3 protein-coding genes and 1 tRNA gene are annotated in these 3886 nt (G+C 61.5%); 3 read left to right on the forward strand and 1 reads right to left on the reverse strand.

The features are described 5' to 3' along the window. The first annotated feature begins 126 nt into the window (after positions 1-126). The 3 genes from JOY90_RS14555 to JOY90_RS14565 all read left to right on the forward strand — a co-directional run bounded on the left by JOY90_RS14555 (position 127) and on the right by JOY90_RS14565 (position 2120). The gene (locus JOY90_RS14555; protein WP_291691818.1) at positions 127-912 is read left to right on the forward strand and encodes a cyclase family protein; all 786 of its coding nucleotides are present in this window, start codon (positions 127-129) and stop codon (positions 910-912) included. A gap of 149 nt (positions 913-1061) precedes the next feature. Further along, positions 1062-1137 (forward strand) — tRNA-Lys (locus JOY90_RS14560). A gap of 200 nt (positions 1138-1337) precedes the next feature. Then, entirely contained in the window at positions 1338-2120 is a 783-nt protein-coding gene (locus JOY90_RS14565; protein ID WP_291691819.1) for a DUF4239 domain-containing protein, read from the forward strand. A gap of 21 nt (positions 2121-2141) precedes the next feature. Here JOY90_RS14565 and JOY90_RS14570 read toward each other — a convergent pair whose 3' ends face one another. Continuing rightward, the gene (locus JOY90_RS14570; RefSeq protein ID WP_367276938.1) at positions 2142-3875 is read right to left on the reverse strand and encodes an adenylate/guanylate cyclase domain-containing protein; all 1734 of its coding nucleotides are present in this window, start codon (positions 3873-3875) and stop codon (positions 2142-2144) included. Positions 3876-3886: the final 11 nt, after the last annotated feature.

Consider the following 3886-nt stretch of genomic DNA (forward strand, 5'->3'; position numbering starts at 1 on the left):
GCGCTGACCTCGCCTCCCAATGCCGCCCTCGCCAGGCGAAGCTGATGACGTTCGCTCCCATATCGAGACGGGCAGTTGAGATGCGCCGTCCGCCCAAGTTAGGATAACGCCCGGAGGAGACACATCATGACGACGGCAGTTCTCGAAAAACTCGCGAAGCAAATCGCGAAGCGCAAGATCCGCGTCGTGGATCTGACGCAAACGCTCAAGCCTTCGACAGCGGTCATCCAGCTTCCGCCCGCTTTCGCCCAGTCGAGCCCCTTCTCGATCTCGCAAATCTCACGTTACGACGACAAGGGTCCGGCCTGGTACTGGAACAACATCTCTTGCGGGGAGCATACGGGCACGCATTTCGACGCGCCGATCCATTGGGTCTCGGGCAAGGATTATCAGGACGGCGCCACCGACACGATCGACGTGCAACGTTTCGTGGCGCCCGCCTGCGTGATCGATTGCTCGAAAGAGGCGGCCAAGGACGAGAAATTCCTGCTCACTCCGAAGCACATTCTCGCCTGGGAGAAGAAACACGGCAAAATCCCAAAAGGAAGCTGGGTCCTGATGCGCACCGACTGGTCAAAGCGCACCGACCCCTCCGCATTCCTGAACATGAAGGAGGATGGTCCGCATGTGCCCGGCCCGAATGTCGACGCCATGCGGTTCCTCACGCAAGAGCGCGATGTCAATGGTTGGGGTGTGGAGGCGGTGGGCACGGATGCGGGCCAAGCCCACTCCTTCGAACCGGCTTTCCCGGCGCACAATCTCATGCATGGCGCGAACCGCTTTGGCCTCGCGAGCCTTTGCAATCTCGACCAACTGCCAGCGACCGGTGCCGTGATCTTCGCCGCGCCGCTCAAGATCGAGCAAGGCTCCGGAAGTCCCTTGCGCGTGCTGGCGCTCGTCGATGAACGGTAGCGACGGAGGCTCATGCCACGGCAGGTTTTGCCTTCATTCTCGTCAGGAGGGGCGTCTGGGCCGCCGAAAGCTTTCCGGATTCGTCCTTTACTCCCCTGCCCCGGTTTGGTATCGAGCCCGTCTCTTGGGACGGCGACGCCGCACCGTAAGGGCGCATAGCTCAGTTGGTAGAGCAGCTGACTCTTAATCAGCGGGTCCAAGGTTCGAATCCTTGTGCGCCCACCAAATCCTTCCCCGTGGTTTGAGCTCGCTCAGTAGTCGTTCGTCCGGTCGAGCAACCCGGCTCCTCTGCTTCTCGAGTACCCTGCAGCGCGAGGTCCTGATCGAATCTGAACGTGCTTGCAACTGACCTGCCCTATTGAATCCCACCGACGGTTTCAGAGCGCTTCGCTCTTTCGGGCGAGACTCAAATCCGGCGACCCGACATGTTGTTTCTGACCACCCATTCCTTATGGTTGTCCGGCACCTTGATGGTCGGGATTACGACGCTCGTCGCGATGGCCGGCCCGGTGATTGTTCGACGCTATGTGAGCCTGGACAGGCTCAGCACCAACAACGAGGTCGCGGGCTTCAAGTTCGCGACGCTTGGAGTGCTGTATGCGGTGCTCCTGGCGTTCGCCGTGATCGTCGTGTGGGAGAGGTTCAACGACGCGGAGAAATATGTGGCGCAGGAGGCGGGCGCCGCGGCAACCGTGTACCGTTTGTCAAGGGGAATGGAAAACGAGCCCGGGATGGCGCTTCGCACAGCAATGACCGACTATCTCAGGGCCGCCATCTCCAAGGATTGGCCGGCAATGGAGGAAGGCCGAGCGAGTCTCGACGTGAACCACGCACTGGACCACGTCTACTCGACCATTCTCACATTCCGGCCTGGCGACGGACGCGAAACAGCCCTGCTCGCCGAAATCCTCCACCAGCTCGATCTCGTCACCCAGGCGCGGCGCGCAAGACTGGTCGTGGCCTCGGGCGTGGTACCCGGCCTTGTCTGGCTGGTGCTCTTCTCGGGAGCGGTCTTGACCATCGGCTTTACCTTCTTCTTCGGAACAGAGAACCTTCGCGCTCAGACGATCATGACGGGGGCATTGTCCATTCTGATATTCTCCGCCTTGTTGACGGTAGTCGCGATCGACCATCCCTACTCCGGAACCGTGAAGGTCGGCCCAGACGCGCTTTCGGCACTGCTTGAAGATTTCAGCGGCACCTCCTAGGACAGCCGACCGTCGGCACGTTCAATCGGGCAGGCCGGCTTTGCGAAGGCCCTCCACATAGCGCTCGATGATGGCCTTGTCGCGGTACGGGGGGCGCTCGCGCCAAACACCGATTTTGAACCCGGGATGGAGACGCAAGACTTCGCGCGCCGCGGCTTGCGCTTCGCGCGTCATTCCCAGATGGGCAAAATTCGCCGCGAGCATTCGCTGGCCCTCGGACGGGTCGTGCATGCGCTGGATCGTGGCGATTACGTTTTCGGGCTGGCCCAGCGTGTCATAGGCGTCCGCCAGATACCAGAGATACCAGTCGGGATAGTGCGGATTGAGTCGCATCGCCTTGTGCATGAGCTCGACCGACCTCTGCGCCTGTTCGACATAGGCGAGTGCATCGGCATATTCGGCAATGATGTCGCTGTCGTTCGGGTTCAGCGATAGAGCCTGCTCGTATTCCGCGATCGCATCGTCGTGCTGTCGGCGATAGAGCTTGGCGTAGCCGAGTTCGGCGAAACCGCGCGCATCGAGCGGGTCGAATTCCTTCGACCGACGCGCGAACACGATGGCCAGTTCCAGCGATCTTTGGGGTCTCGGGGCCCAGGCATAGCGCCAGTCGAGATTGTGCGTCCGCGACAATGCGCTGTGCGCGCGGCTGTATTCGGGCGCGTACCCCAGGGCCTCCTCGAACAGTCGGCGCGCGTGCCAATTTCCCGCTTTGGTGAACTTGAGGATCAAATGCTGACCGCGCAGCACCAGCCCATAGGCGCGCATATCGCGCGGGTAAGGCGATTGTTGCCGCCACTCCGCGAGGTCGATCTGGATCGACAGTCGCGAGGCGACGGCGCCGGCGATCTCGTCCTGGAGGTCGAAGAGCTCATCGAGCTCGACCTTGAACCGGTCGGACCAGAGCACGCTGTCCGACGCCGCATCGATCAGCTGGAAAGCAAAGCGAAGACGCTGACCGGCCCGGCGGAGACTGCCCCAGAGGATGTATCGAACTCCAAGTTGCCGCTTTACGACTTCGGTCGGATTGGTGTTCAAGTTGAAGAGAAAGGCCGAGTGCCGCGCGATCACCATGAGATTGCGAAAGCGGCTGAGGTTCGCGATGATATCTTCCGAGAAGCCGTCGCACAGATGGTCGTTACGAGGATCACCGGACAGATTGGAGACCGCAAGCACCGCGATCGACGGATTGCGGACGGGCTCGCTCAGCGGCGCGTCGCGCGGCCGTATTGCGCCGTTCGTCGGGGTCGCGCCCGATGGCTCGACCGCGTAGATGTCGATGGGCTCGGAAAGATTTTTCAGGCGCGGTTGACCCACCGAACGCAACGATAGCCCGGGCGTGGCTTCCATCGCCGAGCGAAATGCGCCGGTCACAAGGATGCCTCCGGGATCGGCCATCCCCTGGAGCCGGGCCGCGACGTTGATGCAATGTCCGTAAGCGACAGCCTCGTGGATCGTCACCTCGCCGACATTCAAGCCGATGCGGAACTGGATCGGCTCGCCATTCCCCCAGACCGATTGATCCCGGAATTCCGTCTGGATCTGAACCGCGAATTGCAGCGTCCTGTCGGCGCTGTCGAACAGCGCCAAAATCCCATCGCCGGCGATTTGCGCGATCTGGCCGCCATAGTCGCCGATAAGGCTCCGAAAAAGTCGAATCGACCGAGCGACTTGATCGACGCTGCCGCCTTCATCCTGCTCCATGTGTCGGCTGAACTCGACGACGTCGGCAATCAGTATCGCGGCGCGCTTTACCAGCCGATCGGTCG

The sequence above is a fragment of the Bradyrhizobium sp. genome (assembly GCF_019242285.1).
GTDB lineage: Bacteria > Pseudomonadota > Alphaproteobacteria > Rhizobiales > Xanthobacteraceae > Bradyrhizobium.